14 protein-coding genes are annotated in these 18,493 nt (G+C 69.1%); 8 read left to right on the forward strand and 6 right to left on the reverse strand.

The annotated features are described in order from the left end of the window. Positions 1 to 55: 55 nt before the first annotated feature. Positions 56 to 2,200: an acyl-CoA dehydrogenase gene (locus A5678_RS15320; RefSeq protein WP_068043772.1), complete on the reverse strand. Its 2,145-nt coding sequence runs from the start codon at positions 2,198 to 2,200 to the stop codon at positions 56 to 58. A gap of 336 nt (positions 2,201 to 2,536) precedes the next feature. Here A5678_RS15320 and kstR point away from each other — a divergent pair, with 336 nt between their 5' ends. Continuing rightward, entirely contained in the window at positions 2,537 to 3,136 is a 600-nt protein-coding gene (kstR, locus tag A5678_RS15325; protein ID WP_197502152.1) for a cholesterol catabolism transcriptional regulator KstR, read from the forward strand. Here kstR and A5678_RS15330 read toward each other — a convergent pair. Next, positions 3,133 to 4,236, reverse strand: coding sequence for a LacI family DNA-binding transcriptional regulator (locus tag A5678_RS15330; RefSeq protein ID WP_156746925.1), 1,104 nt, complete (start codon positions 4,234 to 4,236; stop codon positions 3,133 to 3,135). The two genes, kstR and A5678_RS15330, sit on opposite strands and share 4 nt — an antisense overlap. Before the next feature lie 130 nt (positions 4,237 to 4,366). On the opposite strand from A5678_RS15330, the gene A5678_RS15335 reads away from it, so the two are divergent. The 7 genes from A5678_RS15335 to A5678_RS15365 are packed head-to-tail and all read left to right on the forward strand — an operon-like array spanning position 4,367 to position 10,729. Next, positions 4,367 to 5,308 (forward strand): metal ABC transporter solute-binding protein, Zn/Mn family, encoded by a 942-nt coding sequence (locus A5678_RS15335; protein WP_068043775.1) that lies wholly within the window; start codon positions 4,367 to 4,369, stop codon positions 5,306 to 5,308. Then, positions 5,305 to 6,129, forward strand: a complete 825-nt coding sequence (locus A5678_RS15340) for a metal ABC transporter ATP-binding protein (RefSeq protein WP_068043778.1) — start codon at positions 5,305 to 5,307, stop codon at positions 6,127 to 6,129. The genes A5678_RS15335 and A5678_RS15340 overlap by 4 nt, the downstream gene beginning before the upstream one ends. Continuing rightward, positions 6,126 to 6,986: a metal ABC transporter permease gene (locus tag A5678_RS15345; RefSeq protein ID WP_068043780.1), complete on the forward strand. Its 861-nt coding sequence runs from the start codon at positions 6,126 to 6,128 to the stop codon at positions 6,984 to 6,986. The genes A5678_RS15340 and A5678_RS15345 overlap by 4 nt, the downstream gene beginning before the upstream one ends. A 40-nt stretch (positions 6,987 to 7,026) precedes the next feature. Continuing rightward, the gene (locus A5678_RS15350) at positions 7,027 to 7,737 is read left to right on the forward strand and encodes a sensor domain-containing protein (RefSeq protein WP_068043782.1); all 711 of its coding nucleotides are present in this window, start codon (positions 7,027 to 7,029) and stop codon (positions 7,735 to 7,737) included. A gap of 59 nt (positions 7,738 to 7,796) precedes the next feature. Next, the gene (locus A5678_RS15355; RefSeq protein ID WP_068043784.1) at positions 7,797 to 8,555 is read left to right on the forward strand and encodes a LamB/YcsF family protein; all 759 of its coding nucleotides are present in this window, start codon (positions 7,797 to 7,799) and stop codon (positions 8,553 to 8,555) included. After that, positions 8,555 to 9,472: an MBL fold metallo-hydrolase gene (locus A5678_RS15360; RefSeq protein WP_068043786.1), complete on the forward strand. Its 918-nt coding sequence runs from the start codon at positions 8,555 to 8,557 to the stop codon at positions 9,470 to 9,472. The genes A5678_RS15355 and A5678_RS15360 overlap by 1 nt, the downstream gene beginning before the upstream one ends. 15 nt (positions 9,473 to 9,487) lie before the next feature. Beyond that, positions 9,488 to 10,729: an SLC13 family permease gene (locus A5678_RS15365; protein ID WP_068043788.1), complete on the forward strand. Its 1,242-nt coding sequence runs from the start codon at positions 9,488 to 9,490 to the stop codon at positions 10,727 to 10,729. On the opposite strand, the gene A5678_RS15370 is transcribed toward A5678_RS15365, so the two are convergent. The 4 genes from A5678_RS15370 to A5678_RS15385 form a co-directional block, all read right to left on the reverse strand. Then, the gene (locus A5678_RS15370) at positions 10,726 to 11,037 is read right to left on the reverse strand and encodes a DUF3303 domain-containing protein (RefSeq protein WP_068043791.1); all 312 of its coding nucleotides are present in this window, start codon (positions 11,035 to 11,037) and stop codon (positions 10,726 to 10,728) included. The genes A5678_RS15365 and A5678_RS15370 overlap by 4 nt on opposite strands. 88 nt (positions 11,038 to 11,125) lie before the next feature. Then, positions 11,126 to 13,744: a LuxR C-terminal-related transcriptional regulator gene (locus A5678_RS15375; RefSeq protein WP_068043832.1), complete on the reverse strand. Its 2,619-nt coding sequence runs from the start codon at positions 13,742 to 13,744 to the stop codon at positions 11,126 to 11,128. Positions 13,745 to 13,853: 109 nt separating this feature from the next. Next, positions 13,854 to 15,092, reverse strand: coding sequence for a glycosyltransferase (locus A5678_RS15380; RefSeq protein ID WP_068043793.1), 1,239 nt, complete (start codon positions 15,090 to 15,092; stop codon positions 13,854 to 13,856). Positions 15,093 to 15,094: 2 nt separating this feature from the next. Further along, complete coding sequence (locus A5678_RS15385; RefSeq protein WP_068043796.1) at positions 15,095 to 18,292, reverse strand: adenylate/guanylate cyclase domain-containing protein; 3,198 nt, start codon at positions 18,290 to 18,292, stop codon at positions 15,095 to 15,097. Between the last annotated feature and the right edge of the window lie 201 nt (positions 18,293 to 18,493).

Raw genomic sequence — 18,493 nt, forward strand, 5'->3', positions numbered from 1 at the left:
TTCGACTGCGAGTGGTGGTCTGCGTTACCACTTCGGATCAGGCGTTGACACCAACTCAGCGCGGTAGCCCGAGGAGTCGCTCGGCGGCCACGGTGAGCAGGATCTGCTCGGTGCCGCCCGCGATGGTGAGGCAGCGGGTGTTCAGGAAGTCGTACACCGCGCGGTTGCGGACCAGGCCGCCGCCCTCGGAGACATCCATCATGTACTCGGCCAGCGCCTGCCGGTACCGCACGCCGATGAGCTTGCGGACGCTGGATTGCGCACCCGGATCCTGCCCGCCCACAGCCAGCTGGGCGATCCGCTGGTCCAGCAGCGCGCCGGTTTGGGCGATGACGATCAACCGGCCCAGCCGATCCTGCTGTGCGGCATCGAGATCCAGCTCCGCGAGCACCTTCAGCAACTCCTCCATCGGATTGCCCAGCGCGGTGCCGGTGGCCATCGCCACCCGCTCGTTGGCGAGCGTCGTCCGGGCCAGCCGCCAGCCGTCGTTCACCTCGCCGACCACCATCTCGTCGGGGACGAACACGTTGTCCAGGAAGACCTCGTTGAATAGTGAGTCACCGGTGATCTCCCGCAGCGGGCGGATCTCGATGCCCGGCGAGCGCATGTCCACCAGGAAGTAGGTGATGCCCTTGTGCTTCGGCGCGTCCGGGTCGGTGCGCGCCAGGCAGACACCCCACCGCGCCTTGTGCGCCGCCGACGTCCACACCTTCTGCCCGGTGAGCAGCCAGCCGCCTTGAGAGTCGGGTGCGCGCACCGCCTTGGTGCGCAACGACGCCAGGTCGGAGCCCGCTCCCGGCTCGGAAAAGAGCTGACACCAGAGGAATTCACCGCGCAGGGTCCCCGGCACGAAGCGCTCGATCTGCTCCGGCGTGCCGTGCTCGAGGATGGTCGGCGCCGCCCACCAGCCGATCACCAGGTCCGGCCGCACCACGCCGGCCGACGCCATCTCCTGGTCGATCAGCAGCTGTTCGGCCGGTGACGCGCCACGCCCGTGCGGCGCCGGCCAGTGCGGCGCCTGCAGGCCGGCCTCGGCGAGCGCCGCCTGCCGCTTCCCCTCGGGCAGGGCCGCGACCTCGGCGACGGCCGCGGCGATCTCCGCACGCTGATCCTCGACGTCGGCGAGGTCGATACCCAGGCGCCGCCGCACACCGCCCTGTGTCAGTTCGGTGACGCGGCGCAACCAGCGCTCCGCGCCGCCTTGTGAACCACCCAAGAACCTCCCGATGGCATGCGCGCGGCGCAGGTACAGGTGCGCGTCGTGCTCCCAGGTGCAGCCGATACCGCCGAGCACCTGAATGCAGTCCTTGACGTTGGCCTTCGCGGCGGCGATGCCGATGCTCGCGGCCAGGGCCGCCGCGATCGAGAACTGGTCCGGATCGGAATCCGCCGCGGCGCGGGCGGCGTCGGCCGCGGCGACCTCGGCCTGCTCCGCGCGACACAGCATCTCCGCGCACAGGTGCTTGACGGCCTGGAAGCTGCCGATCGGCTTGCCGAACTGCTCACGGACCTTGGCGTAGTCGACCGCGGTGTCCAGCGACCACCGGGTCACGCCCGCAGCCTCGGCCGCCAGCACGGTCGCCGCCAACTCCTCGACGCGCCGTGCCGACGCCGTGAGCGCGGTGGCCGGCGCGGACGTCAACACCACCCGGGCCAACGGCCGGGAGAAGTCGGTGGCGTCCAGCGGCTCGATCTGCACCCCTTCGCCCTCGGAGTCGACCAGCAGCCACGTCCCGCCAGCGGGCAGCAACAGGACGCCGCCACCGGCGGCGCCCAACACCAATGGCAGGACACCCGAGGCCCGCGAGGTTTCGCTGTCGAACTGCGCGTCCCCGTCCAGCGCCAGCCCGGCGAAGCGGTCGCCGGCGGCCAGTTGCGCCAGCAGTTCGGGGTCGGAGACGACGAGCGTCGCCAGCGCCGTGGTCGCCACCGGCCCGGGCACCAGCGCCTTGGCCGCTTCCTCGACCATCGCACACAGGTCCTCGACGCTGCCGCCGGCCCCGCCGTGCTCCTCCGGGATTGCGACGCCGAAAATGCCCAGCTCGGCCAGGCGGGCGAACACCGGGCGCCACGCGTCCGCGTCGCCCTGCTCGACCTTGCGTATCGCCGTGGTGCCGCCGGGCCCCGCGGCCGAATTGCGGGCCCAGTCGCGCACCAGCGCACGCGCGGCGAACTGCTCGTCTGTGACGGTCGCTACCACCCTCGGGACCTCCGCGTCTTGGACTCGACGTGACGTTGGGGCCTACGACCCCTAGCTCTCGATTCTCCTGCTCGGCTCGGGTCGCTGCGCAACCCGCCTCGTCGCAGACTAGAACGTGTTCTAATAGTGCCAGCGGTCGACCGTCAAGTCGAACGCCATCACAGCAGCACACGCGGCTGTCCCGGCGGTACGGAGGTGGGAAATTCACACTCAGCATGCGTATCGTTTGCAAGCGAGCCGCCAGGAAGAGGAGCAACCCGTCACATGCCAGCCGGTGCCAACTCGAGGGCCAACGCGAGCCGCGCTTCTGACTCGCAACCGCGCGAGGTCATGAACGTGGCGGTATTGGCGGAGTCCGAACTCGGCTCGGAGGCACAGCGGGAACGCCGCAAGCGGATCCTGGACGCAACAATGGCCATCGCGTCCAAGGGTGGCTATGAGGCGGTTCAGATGCGCGCCGTCGCCGACCGCGCCGACGTGGCGGTGGGCACGCTGTATCGGTATTTCCCGTCGAAGGTGCACCTGCTGGTGTCGGCCCTGGGCCGGGAATTCAGCCGCATCGACGCCAAGACCGACCGCTCGTCGGTTGCGGGGGGCACGCCGTTCCAGCGGCTGAACTTCATGGTCGGCAAGCTCAACCGCGCGATGCAGCGCAATCCGCTGCTCACCGAGGCGATGACGCGGGCCTACGTCTTCGCCGACGCCTCCGCGGCCAGCGAGGTCGACCAGGTCGAGAAGCTCATCGACTCCATGTTCGCCCGGGCGATGGCCGACGGCGAACCGACCGAGGACCAGTACCACATCGCCCGGGTGATCTCCGACGTCTGGCTGTCCAATCTGCTCGCCTGGCTCACCCGGCGGGCCTCGGCCACCGACGTCAGCAAGCGGCTGGACCTGGCCGTGCGGTTGTTGATCGGCGACCAGAACGGCAGCTAGGCCGGCGGACCGGCGGTGCGGCCCCGGATTAGCTCGGTATCCAGCACCTCGACGACCGGCAGGCCCGACCGCGGCGGACTCAACAACAGCTCACCGGCCCGGCGCCCCTTTTGCAGGCTCGGCTGATTCACGGTCGTCAGTCCCCGGCCGATCGCGTCGGGGACGCCGTCGAAGCCGGTCACCGTCATCTGCCCGGGCACGTAAATGCCATGTGCGCGAAGGTAATCCATGGCGGAGAGGGCCAATATGTCGGCCGTGCACATCAGCGCCGTGATCCGCGGATTCGCCTCCAGCGCCACCTTGGCGGCGGCCCCTCCGGAGTCCGGCAGGTGCTCGTAGCTCTCCACCACGGTCAGCGCATCGGGGTCGACGCCGGCGGCCGTCATCGCCTCCCACACGCCGATGATGCGTTCGCGCTGCACGTCGAAGGCCGGCGACCGCAATCGGCCGGCGTCCACCAGCCCTTGCCGGCGGTCCCGGCCCAGCCGCATCGTCAGGAGCCCGATCTCGCGATGCCCCAGCCCGAGCACGTACTCCGCGAGCTCACGCATCGCCGCCCGGTCGTCGATGCCCACCCGGGACACACCGGCGAGCCCCTTCGGCTGGTCGACGACCACGACCGGCAGCCGGCGCTGCAAGACCACCTGCAGGTACGGGTCCTCTTCGCAGACCGAATACACCACGAAGCCGTCCACACCGGCGCCGAGCACCGCGCCCGTCCCGTCCTCGATGCTGCGGCCGGGCCCGACGGCCACCAGCAGCAGCCCCTGCCCTAGCTCTTCGCAGGACTGGGCGACCCCGGCGACGAAATCCCGTGCCGCCGGGTCGCTGAAGAAATAGGTCAACGGTTCGGCCATCACCAGCCCGACCGCACCGGCCTTGCGGGTGCGTAGCGAGCGCGCCACCGGGTCGGGACCCGGGTAACCCAGCCGCTTGGCCGTCGCCAGCACGCGCTCGCGCAGGTCGGAGGAGAGTTGATCCGGCCGGTTGAAGGCGTTCGAGATCGTGGTGCGCGAAACGTTCAGTTCGTCCGCCAACGACGCCAGAGTCGCACGCCGGCGTGGGGGTACCTCCCGCTTGCGGGGGAGTGCGGGACTCACAGTCGGTGACGCTACAGCGAATCCGCATGCGCGCCTAAGCGCCTTCCACTCGTCCACTTTGTAATGGAAACGATTTTCATTAGTATTATGGGTCGGCCGGTCGGCCAGTGAGAGGACATCGGACGTGCGCATGGCGCTCAAGCGGGGACGAGGCGGGGTTGCCACTGCGCCGCGTTGGCTGCTTGCCGCGCTGGTCCTGCTGGCTGTCGGCACCGCGTCCATCGGCTGCGGCAGTCCGGCGCATCCGCGCGCGGACGCCGTCGTGGCCTCCACCGGCGTATGGGGCAGCGTGGCCCGCGCCGTCACCGGCCGCCACGTCGCGGTCACCTCGCTGCTGTCCGGCGGCGACACCGACCCGCACTCCTACCAGGCCAGCCCGTCGGACGCCGCGGCCATCACCGACGCCGCACTGGTCGTGTACAACGGCGGCGGCTACGACCCCTGGGTGGACCAGGTGCTGGCCGAGCATCCCGGCGTGAAATCGATCGGCGCCTATTCGTTCCTGAAGAACGCCGGCACGGGGGAGCAGCCGGCCAACGAGCACGTGTTCTACAACCTGGACGTCGCCAAATCGGTCGCGTTCGCCATAGCCGACCGGATGGCCGTCGTCGACCCGGTCCACGCCGCCGACTACCGCGCGAACGCCGCCGAGTTCTGCCGCGGCGCCGACGCGATCGCGATCTCCGAACACGCCATTGCCGGCGCCTACCCCGGCGCCGGGGTCATCGCGACCGAACCGGTCGGGTACTACCTGCTGGCGGCGGCCGGCCTGGTCAACCGCACCCCGCCCGCATTCGCAGCGGCCAACGAGAACGAAACGGATCCCGCTCCGGCCGACATGGCCTTCGTCCTCGACCTGATCGACCACCGCCAGCTGTCGGCGGTGCTGGTCAACCCCCAGACCTCCACCGCCGCGATCAACGGCGTGCGGGATGCAGCGCGGCGCGTGGGCGTGCCGGTGACCGAAGTGAGCGAGACACTGCCCGACGGAACCGATTACCTGACCTGGCAGCGGAACACGGTCAGCCGGCTGCTGACCGCGCTCCAGTCTGGCCGGTCAGTGGAGCCATGAACCTCGATGCGGTCCCGGCCGTCGACCGCTACCCGGATACCGTCTCGCTGCGGGGTGCCCGGCTGACGTTCGGTGACCGCGTGCTGTGGGACCACCTCGACCTGTCGGTGTCGCGCGGCGAGTTCATCGCCGTCCTCGGTCCCAACGGCAGCGGCAAGACGTCACTGCTCAAGGTGCTGCTGGGGCAGCTGTCGCTGTCCGCCGGTGTCGCGCTGGTGGACGGAAAGCCGATGAACTCGGGCAGCGGACGGGTCGGCTACGTGCCGCAACACCGACCGATGGACCACGACGTGATGCTTCGGGGACGCGACCTAGTGCGGCTGGGCGTCGACGGACATCGGTGGGGCGCCATGCCCCTGAGATCCGTCGACCGGGCCCGCCGGCGCGCGGCCGTGCGCGAGGCGCTGCGCCAGGTCAATGCCGAACACCTGGCGGACGTCCGGGTGGGCGTGATGTCAGGCGGCGAACTGCAGCGGATGCGCATCGCGCAGGCGCTGGTCAGCGACCCGATGTTGCTGCTGTGCGACGAGCCGCTGCTGGCCCTGGACCCGGCGAACGCGAAGCTGGTGTCCGCCCTGATCGACCGCCGCCGCCGGGATGCCTCGACCACCGTCATCGTCGTCACCCATGACGTCAACGCGATCCTGCCCTACGTGGACCGGCTCGTTTATCTGGTCGACGGACGATTCCGGATCGGCACCGTCGAAGAAGTGATGACCACGGAGACGCTGTCCAGGCTGTATCGGGCCGACATCCAGGTGGTGAAGGTCAAGGACCGCTACGTGGTGGTTGGCGAGCCGACCGACTGGGCCCACCAGTGAACCACCGGCTCACCGACGTCCTGGCCCACCTGCTCGACTTCGACGTCACCGCTCACCTGCTCGGCCACGACTTCGTCCAGCAGGCGCTGCTCGCGGCAGCGCTGCTGGGGTTGGTCGCCGGGCTGATCGGGCCGTTCATCGTGATGCGTCAGATGTCTTTCGCCGTGCACGGTTCCAGCGAATTGTCTTTGACCGGAGCGGCTTTCGCTCTCCTGGTCGGCGTCGAGGTGGGCGTGGGGGCGCTGGTCGGCAGCGCTCTGGCGGCCGCGCTGTTCGGCGTTCTGGGCCGGCGGGCCAGCGAGCGCGACTCGGTCATCGGCGTGGTGCTGGCGTTCGGCCTGGGGCTGGCGGTGCTGTTCATCTATCTCTACCCGGGCCGGACCGCGACCAGCTTCGCGTTGCTCACCGGGCAGATCGTCGGCGTCGGCTACACCGGGCTGGGCATGCTGGCGCTGGTGTGCCTGCTCGTCATCGCCGTCATCGCGGCGTGCTACCGCCCGCTGTTGTTCGCCACCGTCGACCCCGACGTCGCCGCGGCCCGCGGCGTGCCGGTTCGCGCGCTGGGCATCGTGTTCGCCGCCCTGGTCGGTGTGGTGGCCGCTCAGGCCGTGCAGATAGTCGGGGCGCTGCTGGTGATGTCGTTGCTGATCACGCCGGCGGCCGCGGCCGCCCGAGTGGTCGCCTCGCCGGCGGCCGCCATGGTCGCCTCGGTCGTCTTCGCCGAGGTTGCCGCCGTCGGCGGCATCGTGCTGTCGCTGGCGCCCGGAGTCCCCGTGTCGGTGTTCGTGGCGGGGATTTCGTTCCTGATCTATCTGTTCTGCTGGCTGCTGGGACGGCGGCAGGAAGTCGCCTCCTAAGCTTGTCGGCACAGACGGGCCCCGCGTCCGAAAGGCTCCGGTGCTTAGGCAACTCCCGATCCTCCTGCAGGCGGCGGTGTGCGCCCTCGCGGCCGGCTGCACCACCACCGTCGGTGGTAGCGCCGCGCCCGCGGACACCCGCGGTCCGCTGACGCGGGCCCCGGTGACCGTCACCGCCCTCGACGGGCTGCTGCTCGACGACAGGAAGATCAACGACATCCTGGGGGCGGGAATGCGGATCCGGTATCGCACGCAGGACATGTGGGACTCCAGCCAGACGTTCAGCGAGAAGAGCTGCTTGGCGATGGCCGGGCCCGCCCAGCAGGCCGTGTACGCGGACACCGGCTGGACCGCGGTGCGCGGCGAGCGGCTGGACGACAGCTACGACAACCCCAAGGTGCGCAATCACTCCGTCGACCAGGCCGTGATCGCCTACCCCACGGCGCGGCAGGCCAACGCGTTCTACGAGGCGTCGGTCCGGAGGTGGTCCGCCTGCGCCAATCGCCGATTCGTCGACCATCCTCCCGGCCAGCCCGAGATCACTTTGGCGGTGGCCGATTCCCACACGGTCGGCGGCACGCTCAGCACGTCCGAAGAGCAGCAAGGCAGCGCGGACGGCTGGCGGTGCCAGCGCGCGCTGACCGTGCGCAACAATATCGTCATCGATGTGGCCGCCTGCGGCTCCTTCCTGCCCGGTGCGTCCGCAGTCGACGTCGCCCAACAGATCGCGGCCGCGGCCGTCACCCGATAGCGACCGGGAAGATGACCGCCTCTCCGGATGGCGCCGGCACCGCCCCATAAGCTGGGCAGGTGGCCCGCATCGACCTCAACGCCGACCTGGGCGAGGGCTTCGGCGTCTGGCGCCTCGGTGATGACGACGCCATGCTGCGGATCGTCACCAGCGCCAACGTGGCGTGCGGATTCCACGCCGGGGATCCCGCCGGATTGTTGCGGGTCTGCCGGGCGGCCGCCGAGCGCGGTGTCCGCATCGGCGCGCAGGTGAGTTATCGCGACCTGGCCGGGTTCGGCAGGCGGTTCATCGACGTCGCCGCCGACGACCTGGTTGCCGACGTGGTGTACCAGATCGGCGCGCTGCAGGCGATCGCGCGCGCATCGGGCTCGGCGGTGTCCTACGTCAAACCCCATGGCGCGCTGTACAACACGATCGTCACCGACCGCGACCAGGCGGCCGCGGTCGCGGATGCGGTGCGGATGGTGGACCCGGCGCTGCCGGTGCTGGGGATGGCGGGCTCGGTGTTCTTCGACGAGGCCGCGCGCCGCGGCCTGCGCACGGTGTCCGAGGCCTTCGCCGACCGCGCCTACCGGGCGGACGGCCGGTTGGTGTCCCGCCGCGAACCCGGCGCGGTGCTGCACGACCCACCGGCCATCGCCGACCGGGTGTTGGGCATGGTGACCTCCGGCCGGGTCACCTCCATTGACGGCAAAAAGATCGTGGTCGACGTGAAATCGGTTTGCGTGCACGGTGATTCGCCCGGTGCAGTGCAGATCGCGGCCGCCGTCCGCGACGGCCTCACGGCCGCCGGCGTCGAGATCGGGGCGTTCAGCTGATGCGGCTGAAACTCGGTCGGCCCGACATGGGACGGTATGCGGATCGGTTCGACGTGCCCGCCGCCGAGCCCGGGGCGCTGTCGGTGACGTGGATGGGCGTGGCAACGCTGCTCGTCGACGACGGGTCGTCGGCGCTGCTGACGGACGGCTACTTCTCCCGGCCCGGCATCGCGCGGGTGGCCGCCGGCAAGGTGGCACCCTCGCCGGCCCGCGTGGACGGCTGCCTGGCGCGGGCCAAGGTTTCCCGGCTGGAGGCCGTCGTCCCGGTGCACACCCACGTCGACCACGTGCTGGATTCCGCGCTGGTCGCCGACCGCACCGGGGCACGGCTGGTCGGCGGCCGGTCGGCGGCCAACGTCGGGCGCGGATACGGACTGCCCGACGACCGGCTCGTGATCGCCGCCAGCGGCGAGCCAATCGCGTTGGGCGCCTACGATGTAACGTTGATCGATTCCCATCACTGCCCGCCGGACCGGTTTCCCGGCGCGATCGACGCGCCGCTGACCCCACCGGTCAAGGCGTCCGCCTACCGCTGCGGCGAGTCCTGGTCGACGCTGGTGCACCACCGGCCGTCGGGCCGGCGGCTGCTGATCCAGGGCAGCGCAGGTTTCGTCAAGGGCGCGCTGGGCGGCCACCGCGCCGAAGCCGTCTATCTGAGTGCCGGGCAGCTGGGGCTGCAACCGAGGTCATACCTGGCCGACTACTGGGCCGAGACCGTGCGCGCGGTGGGGGCGCGCCGGGTGATCCTCATTCACTGGGACGACTTCTTCCGGCCGCTGTCAAAGCCGCTGCGGGCCTTGCCCTATGCGGGCGACGACCTGGACTCCTCCATCCGCGTCCTCGACGAGTTGGCCGCGCAGGACGGTGTCACGTTGCACCTGCCGACGGTGTGGCGGCGCGAGAACCCCTGGGCGTGAAGCGGTTATAAAACCTTGACCCTGACCCTTGCGCTGGTACTGCTCGCTGCCGTCCTGGCCTTCGCCGTAGCGCGCCCTAGGGGCTGGCCCGAGGCGGTGGCGGCGGTCCCCGCGGCTCTCATCCTGATCGCGGTCGGCGCCATATCGGTGCACCAGGCCGTCGAGGAGGCGACCGGCCTTTCGGGGGTGGTCGGGTTCCTTGGCGCGGTGCTGGTGCTGGCCAAGCTGTGCGACGACGAGGGCCTGTTCGAGGCGGCGGGTGCGGCGATGACGCGCGACCGCGTCGGGTCGAGTGGCCTGCTGCGGCGGGTTTTCGTCATCGCCTCCCTGATCACCGCCGTGCTGAGCCTGGACACCGCGGTGGTGCTGCTGACTCCGGTCGTGCTGGCCGCCGTCCGCCGGTTGCGAAGCCCGGTGCGGCCGTACGCCTATGCCACCGCGCACCTGGCCAACGGCGCCTCCCTGCTACTGCCGGTGTCGAACCTGACCAACCTGCTCGCGTTTCATGCCGCCGGCCTTTCGTTCACGCGGTTCACCCTGTTCATGGCGTTGCCGTGGGTGGGCGCGGTGGTCACGCTGTACGCGATATTCCGCTGGTTTTTCGCAGCCGACCTGCGCGTGCAACCGCACCCGGAGGAACCGGGCCCGGCGCCGCGTCCGCCGGTGTTCGTGCTGGCGGTGGTCGGGCTGACGCTGACCGGGTTCGCGGTCGCCCAGTCCATCGGGGTGGCCCCGGCCTGGGTGGCGCTCGCCGGCGCCGCGGCCCTGGCCGTGCGCAGCCTGAGCCGCGGACACACCTCGGTGGTGGACATCGCGCGCTCGACGCACGTGTCGTTCCTGGTGTTCGTGCTCGCGCTGGGTGTCGTCGTGCGGACGGTCATGCTCCACGGCATGGACAGGACGATGTCGGCCGTGCTGCCGTCCGGTTCGACGCTGCCCGCGCTGCTCGCCATCGCCGCGGTGGCCGCGGTGCTGGCTAACGTGGTGAACAACCTGCCCGCCACCCTCGTGCTGCTGCCACTGGTCGCGCCGAGCGGACCGGTCGCGATCCTGGCCGTCCTGCTCGGGGTCAACATCGGACCCAATTTGACCTACGTCGGTTCCCTGTCGAACCTGTTGTGGCGGCGCGTGCTTCGCCAGCACGACGTCGACGCCGGTGTCGGTGAGTACACCCGCCTCGGGCTGTGTACCGTGCCCGTGTCCCTGGTGGTCGCGGTCGTCGCGCTGTGGGCGTCGGCGCGGTTGCTCGGCACCTAGCCGATCGCCTCCCTGAATTCCACGCCCTGCTGCAGCGCTTGCGCGGCTTCGGCGATGTCCACAACGGGATAGATCTGGTAATCCAGAATCGTGGCGAATTGGCTTGTGGTCTCGACCAAGTCGGCCGGGTTGTCGGTCTCCACCACCGCGAATCCACCGTCCCCGTCGATGCGGCCGACGAACTGGTGATAGGTCGTGGTCTGCGGTTGCGACCACTTCGAGTACGCGGCCAAACCCCGTCGCAGACTTTCGTCGTTCTCGGCTGCCGTGCCGTTCAAGCGATACGTCCAAGCCACTACGTACTTCATCGCGCTCTCCTTTTCTGAGTTGAGATCGCGACGGTATGGCCGATTTCCGTGGTGCGCACGCGTAGTCGACTACTCGAACCCCGGTGCGTCAGTCAGACCCAGGTCCCGATCGAATGATCGACGCCAGCTCCTCGCGGGACTGCGCGCCCACCCGCTGGCAGGCCCGGTAGACGTGGCCCTCCACGGTGCGCACCGACATGACCAACTTCTCGGCGATCTGGCGGTTGGACAGGCCGGCCACGACGAGTTCGATGACGTCGCGCTGGCGACCCGAGAGCTTGAGACCCGCCGGAGTCCGCAGGGCCGGTGTGCATAGACCGCCACATTCCTCGGCGAGCTCGCCGGCGAGCGCCGACGCATAGAGCCCGCGCTTGTGCTGCTGCCCTTCGATGAACGCAACGGAGGCTTGCGCCGCCGCGTCGGCGGCCGCGGCCCGATCACCGATCGTCCGGTAGGCCGCCGAAACCGCCAGGAGGCCTTCGCCGTTGCCGGCCCGTAGGGCCTCGGCGTGCGAGGCGATGGCATCGGCCAGCGGCAGCGACATCACATTGGCAAGCGCCCGGGCCCGCGGCGCGCCGGACGCGTCCCCCCATTGCGCCGCGGCTTGTAGGCACGCCAGTTCGTGGGTCGGCTGGCCGCGGTCGCGGGCGAGTCGCGCGGCCGCCTGTGCGGTCGCCACGGCCTCGCCCAGGCGACCGCTTGCCGCAAGCGCCCACCCACTGGCCAGCGACAAGCCGGTATGCATGAACAAGAAGTCGGCGGGCACGCTGGCCCGCGCCCCGCCGACCGCATCGTTCGCTTCCGCCGCGTGCCCGAGCTTGCCGTGCGCCTCGGCCAGCGCGAAATAACACGCCGGCCGCAAACCACTTGTGACTGCATGCATTTGCGCCCCGGCAAGAGCCTCATGCACCAGCCGGACCGCGTCGGCCACGGCCCCCCGGGCCAAGTCGGCATTTCCCAGCAGCAGAGCCAAATTCGCATAGGCCAGACCTGGGACGTCCCGTGCGGAAACAGCCAACTTCTTTGCGAAGCTGACGAATTCGTCGATGCGGCCCGTCAACCGGCAGGCCCGGCCGTACACGGTGCCGAACCAGAACTGCGTGTACGCCGCCTCGAAGGATGACGATGCGCGGCCCAGGGCCTGGTCGGCCACGCCGGCCAGACCGTCGGCTTGCCCCACCGCCCCCATGGCCATGATCAGCGCCAGCGACGCCATCATCGCGTGAAAATTCGGCAGCTCATCCGAATCCAATGCGGCCCTCGCCCTTTCGGCGGCGATCTCGCAGCGCGCGGCCACCGCATCCAGGCAAGCCTGCACCGCCAACCGCGCGGCGACCTCCGCCGGCGTCTCCTGGTCCGCGGCCAGGCCATCGAGAATCACCGAGGCGTCCGCCGGCCTGCCGAGCATCCACACCAGATTGGCCGCGCGCAGGGTCGCCCAATAATGGGCATCGGGCGGATCTCCGGCGGTGATCGCGCGCAATGCCCCCTCGGCCTGCTCTCCGCGGCCGAGTAACACCAGGTTCATCGCCCGCACCCCCGCCGCCCCGGGCGCCCCGGCCTGCACGGCGGCGTTGGCGAGCCGGTCGGCCAGCTCCAGATCCAACAGCGTCATCGCATGCCGCGCCGATTCCAGATACAACTCGGGTTGCGGGTCCAGATCCGACTCCAGGCTCAGCAACGCCCGGCGCACCGTGGCCTGCATGTCGGCGTCGCCCTCCTGCCCCAGCCGCGTCGCCAACCGGCCCCGGATCTTCGACAAATACATCTCGCCGGCGCCCGCGCGGCGAAGCTCTCCGAACAGCGGGTGCGCGAGCCTGGCCACCAACCCGCCGGCGGTGCGTTCGACGTTGACCAGGCCCATCGCTTCGGCCGCCACCAAGTCCTCGCGAGACACCAAGTCGCACAACAAGTCAACGGGCAGCGGCTCACACTGCGACAGCGTGTCGACGACCATCGCCAGCGGCGGCGTCAGGCGACAGAGCTGGCGCCCCACCGTGTCGGACAAGCTGGCCGAGACCGCGACGTCACCGTCCCACATCCACACGCCGGCCACTTGCCGCACCCGTCCGGCCGCCATCTGATCGCTCAGCAGCTGCCGAAGAAACAGCGTGTTACCTCCGGTGAGCCGCCGGAACCGGGCCGCGCAGCGCGCATCGACCGGACCGCCGAGCGTGCGCTCGATCACCTCACGCGTCGCCGCAGCCGAAAGCGGCTCCAAATCAAGGCGAGTCAGCAGGCCGTCCTTCCACAGCGCCGTCACCGCATCGGGCTCTTCGCTGCCGGAGCGCACCGTGACCACCAGGCGCGCCCCGCCCGACTGTGCCAGCTGGTGAATCACGAGCGCGGACAACCCGTCCAGCAGGTGCGCGTCGTCGACGCCCACCACCACGCGCCCCCGACGTTGTCGCGCCACAAACGACTCGATCACCCGTCGCACGTTGGTCAGCGGATCCGACATCCCGTCGCCCAGTAGGCCGATGAACGCACCGAGGGGCAGCGCATGCGCCGACTGGGTGCCGACGATCCACTGGGTGCGCTCGCCCGACGCCCCGGCGCGCCGCAGCGCTTCGCGGGCCAACCGGGTCTTGCCCACGCCGGCGGCGCCCGCGATCAAAACCCCGGAGTGCTGGTCAGCGCCGCCCAGGGCGCGGCGAATGAATGCCAACTCGCTGTCGCGCCCAATCAGCAGGTCGCCGCTGATCACGCGGCGACTATAGCCGTGCGGCGGCATCCGGCGGGCTGCTTTATCTTTATCGGCGTTTGGTTGCGGTTTTCAAAAGAGCTCATGTTCACCCGGTACGCGTTTGTTGAGGTCAGCTGACATCGATGCCGAGCAGGCGCTGCTCAAACAGATCTGCCCCGCGCGCCGCCCCGCCGGTGGCGCGGAAGCCTGCCGCCACCCGTTTCGCGCCGTCGCTCATGGTCATCGCTTCCCGCACTTTGGTGCGCAGCCGCGACGGTGACAGTTTCTTTGCCGGCAGGCGGGTACCGCAGCGGGCCACCTCGACGCGCCGCGCAACCTCGAGCTGGTCACGGCCGTAGGGCACGACACACACCGGTATGCCGCGGGCGAGCGCCTTCTGCGTCGCGCCCATCCCGCCGTGCGTGACCGCACACACCGCGTGGTCCAGCACCAAGCCGTGGGGGATGAATTGCAGAACTGTTGCGTTGCCCGACGAGGCAATGTCGTCAGGTTGCCCGGCCGGCAGGGTTGCGACCACGTGCACCGGCTCATCCTTCAGCGCGGCGATCGCGGTTTGCACCAGGTTGGTGTCGGCTTGCTTCTCCGACGACGTCGTGACCAGGACTATCGGCCGGCCGATCGAGGCCAGCCAATCCGGGACGGTATGCGGCCCCGGATCGACCACGCAGGGTCCGATCAGCTGCACCGCGTCACCCCACTCCGTTTGCGGATACTGGAACGGCTTGCCGCTGGCGACCAGCACCAACGGGGCGCGGCGCAAGAACTCGTCCATCGAAACGACGGGCCGCAAATGGAGATCCGCGCGGATGCCGTTGATCGGCGGCAGCATCACTCGCTCCAACGTACCCACCACCGCAACGCTCAGGGCGGTGTCGCGCAGCCGGCCCAACACGCCCGGCAATGGTCTGAGACCCGGACCAAACGGTGGGACCCCGGGCGACCGCAGCGGCGGCGTGTATGGGCAGAAGCACGCCCAGGGGATGTCACCGGCTTCTGCCGCCGACTGAGCTCCCCAGCAATTGATGTCGACGAGCAACGCATCCGGTCGAACAAGCGTAATCGCGGTCCTGAGATCGGCTACTTCATGCACGGCACGCCGGCCAAACGCCGCAACACCGCGCTTGAGCGCGGCCCGGGGATTGGCTTCCTTGCCGTCCTCGAGCTCGATGGCCTCGATCCGCGGATCAATCGCGTCCGCCGCGAAGCCGAGCTCACGCGCGATTTCCACGCCGGTGGAAAGTGTCCGCACGTGAATCCCGTGCCCGCGGCTCGACAGCTCCGACAGTAGCGCGCTCATCGGCAACAGGTGGCCCAGCGCGGGCGAGGTGTACGCCAGGATCGTCGCCACCGTCAGCCCCGCCGCAACGCAAGGGATTCATCGACGATTCGGCGCGCCCCCGGCAGCCGACCGCGGGCATCGAGCTTCTCGCAGAACTCGAGGTACGCCTTGGAGAGTTCGACGTAGTCGTCCGGGTTGCCGTCCGCGCCGGCCAGCAACGCGCGGGATTTGAGCCACCACAGATCCACCGCCGTGATGCCGGGCGGTCGCACCTCCCACCGATCGACCATTTCATGGGCTTCTGTGAGATCGCGGGCGGATCCTCGGTCGATCAGCAGCTCGACGAGCGCCTCGGCCGTACAGCCCACGAAGACTTTGCTGCCACAGTCGAAGTGCTGTGAGAACGTGGGACGAAGCCTGTCGATCGCTTCGTCTGTTCGCCCCTTGCGCGCGGCATCGACTGCCAGATCGGCGGCAATGCTTGTCATCCCGATGTGATGCAGTTTGTGCTCCGCGATCAGGACGCGGGCGCGGTCAAGCAGACCGATGGCCTCGTCGCGCCGCGACGTGTTCTCCGCGCGCAGGAGGGCCGATCCATGCGCCCACAGCGTGGCGATGATGCCGCCGATGTCGCCCAGGGACTCCGCGCATCGCAACGCCTCACGCGTCTCGTCGACCACGTCGTCGGCCTTGCAAAGACCCAATACCGCAACTGTTCCCGGGTAATGCGACATCGTCGCATAGTTGAGGGGGCCTAGCGTATGTGCTTGTGAAAGGCCCTCCCGGAAATCACGCCTGCCCTTGTCGGAGCCGCCGAGGCACATGCCGATGATTCCGCGAAGAATTTGCGCGGCAACCGTTTCGTTCGCGGGCACATCGCCGGCCAGTGCCAGTATCGCATCGACGGTCCGCAGCGCGGCGTCGAATTCGCAGTTGGCGAACCGGATAAAGGCTAACGAGTTGAGGATTATGGCCCTGGTCCCCGCATCGCACACAATGCCGCTGACCATGTCTTCGAGCTCCGACGCCAGCGTCACGGCCTCGGGAACACGAATGTCGTTGATACTGAGCGACCAGATGCGTCCGGCCGTCGCGAGCGCGAGCGGTGTCAGGTCGCCGGACCGCGCGGTGAGACCGCGAAGCTCTTCGTACAGATTGTCGGTTCCGTCGGCGTCGCTGACGTAAAGCGTGGTAGAAATCAGCATGGCGCGTGGCGTGATTCGCATGGCGACCACGCCGTCGTCGTCATCGGCCAACCCGTCAGCGATGCGGCGTGCGCTTTCCCATTCCGCGCGCGCCGCTCGGACATCGCGCGGCCTAATCCATTCCGCCGCGCGCAGATGCCAACGGTAGGCCTGGACGAGCTCGCCGCCCGCCTCCAGGTGGGTGGCGATCAATGCCGCATTGTCGCCGACGGCACCCTCGTCCCGCTCCTCGATCGCGGCGGCCAGCCGGCGGTGGGCCTGCGCGCGGACCGCGCTCAGCTGCGACTCATAGGCAACGGTGCGCACCAGCGGATGATGGAAGCAATACCGTTGTCGCGGAACGAATTCGATCTGATCGATCAACTCGGCTGAAACCAGCTCGGCCAGGCGCGCGGACATGCTTTCCGGCAACAGGGTATGCAGTGTGTCCACGTCGAAGTGGTTACCGATCACCGCCGCGGCGTTCAGAATCGACTTTGTGGGCGCGGGCAGCCGATCGATGCGGGCCGCAAGCACCGCTTGAACGGTGGCAGGAACGGCGATCTCGTCGACATCGCCCGTCAGGCGGTAAGCACCGCGGCTGCCCGCGAGCACGCCGCGGCCGGCGAGGTCGCGAATGATCTCCTCGGCGAAGAAAGGATTGCCCGCCGCCGCGGTTGCGATTCGCTCGGCCAGGCCCGCCAGCGAGTGGTCGCCCCCGAGAAGCTGGCCGACCAGGCGGACCGACGTCGATTCGGTCAGCGGCCGCAGCGTCACCGTCTGACCTGATCGATGCTGCAGCGCACCGCGGAACTCCGGGCGGTAGGTCATGACGAACATCGACGTCGTCCCGTCGAGCGTCCCGGTGAAATCAGCGAGGACGTCGTCGCTCTGCTCGTCGATCCAGTGGGCATCCTCGAGGGCGAACACGGTTCGAGTGGGGCGTGCCCGAACGGCGAGCGCCAGAATTTCGATCAGCCGGCGGCGCCTCGCATCGGCGCTGACCTCCAGGTGCGGCGCCATGGGGTCGGCGATGCGCATGGCCTCGAACAGGATCTTGGCGTCGGCGGAGTCCGCTCCGAGCAGGCCGGGGCATTGGGTGCTCGTGTGTTCGCGGGCCTCGGCAGCGCCGAGCCCTTCCACCTTGAACATGGCGCGCAGCAGCCGCGACAACACGCGGAACGCAATGGCGCTAGTGTGGGCTTCGCAGCGTGCGACGACGATGTCTGCGCCTTGACTCATGGCGATGTCGGTGAATTCGCGCAGCAGGCGACTCTTGCCCAGCCCGGGCGGACCGACGATCCTGACGAGGCAGCCGGGATGGGCGTCGAAAAGGCTTTGCAGCCGGTACATCTCCGTATCGCGGCCCAGCATCAGGCCTTCTTGGCGGCCCAACACCATCCGCTCGGATCGCATTTCGAGCAGTTGCCGTGCGGGGACGGGCACGTCGGCACCCTTGATTAGAACGTCTTCGACAGGCCCGAGCTGGGTGGCGTCCTCGACGAGGCGTGCCGTGGAGAGCGCGCACATAACTCCGCCCGGCGGGGCGGCCGACTCCATGCGTTGCGCCATTCCGACAGGATGACCGATGGCGGTGTATCTTCCTTGGCCTGAGCCTATTTCGCCGGTAATCACCTCGCCCGAGTTCAACCCGATTCGGATCTGCAAGGTGACGCCGTCACGGCGAAGCACTTCGGCGGCAAGCTCTTTGGTGATGGACTGGATATCCAGGGCTGAAATGCACGCCCGCAGGGCATGGTCCTCCAGTGCCACCGGGGCACCGAAAAGAGCCATCAACCCATCACCGGTGAACTTGTCGACGGTGCCGTGATAGCGCTGCACCACCCCGGCCGCACGGTTGAACATGTCGTTCATGATTTCTTGGAGGCGTTCCGCGTCGATCGCAGCCGCGAGGTCCATCGATCCGACGACGTCGGCGAACAGCACCGTTACTTGTTTGTGTTCGCCGCTGGGCGGCCTGGGGGTCACCGGAGAGCCGCAGGAATCGCAGAACCGCGCCTTGGCGCGCAGGTCGTTACCGCACAGCCCACACCGGCCGGTGGCCTCGCGGGCGGGGCTGACCATCCACCGATCTCCTGTGCCGTCAACAGCCCCCGTGATCCTCATGATCGCCCATGGCGCCGCGCGGCGGCCCATATCCGTGAAACCTGCTTCACAAATGGTTGGGAAGACGGTCGACCCTCGGCCGGGCCTTCGCGGGATGACGGCACACTCAGCACCAGCAGTCGCGTAGCCGACTACGCTATCGGCGCCTGCCGAGCGCTG

The organism is Mycobacterium sp. E2733, assembly GCF_001667585.1.
Lineage (GTDB): Bacteria > Actinomycetota > Actinomycetes > Mycobacteriales > Mycobacteriaceae > Mycobacterium.

Coding starts and splice junctions, on each gene's coding strand:
- A5678_RS15335 (WP_068043775.1), top strand. CDS start 4,367: ATGGCGCTCAAGCGGGGACGAGGCGGGGTTGCCACTGCGCCGCGTTGG.
- A5678_RS15340 (WP_068043778.1), top strand. CDS start 5,305: ATGAACCTCGATGCGGTCCCGGCCGTCGACCGCTACCCGGATACCGTC.
- A5678_RS15360 (WP_068043786.1), top strand. CDS start 8,555: ATGCGGCTGAAACTCGGTCGGCCCGACATGGGACGGTATGCGGATCGG.
- A5678_RS15370 (WP_068043791.1), bottom strand. CDS start 11,037: ATGAAGTACGTAGTGGCTTGGACGTATCGCTTGAACGGCACGGCAGCC.
- A5678_RS15385 (WP_068043796.1), bottom strand. CDS start 18,292: ATGGTCAGCCCCGCCCGCGAGGCCACCGGCCGGTGTGGGCTGTGCGGT.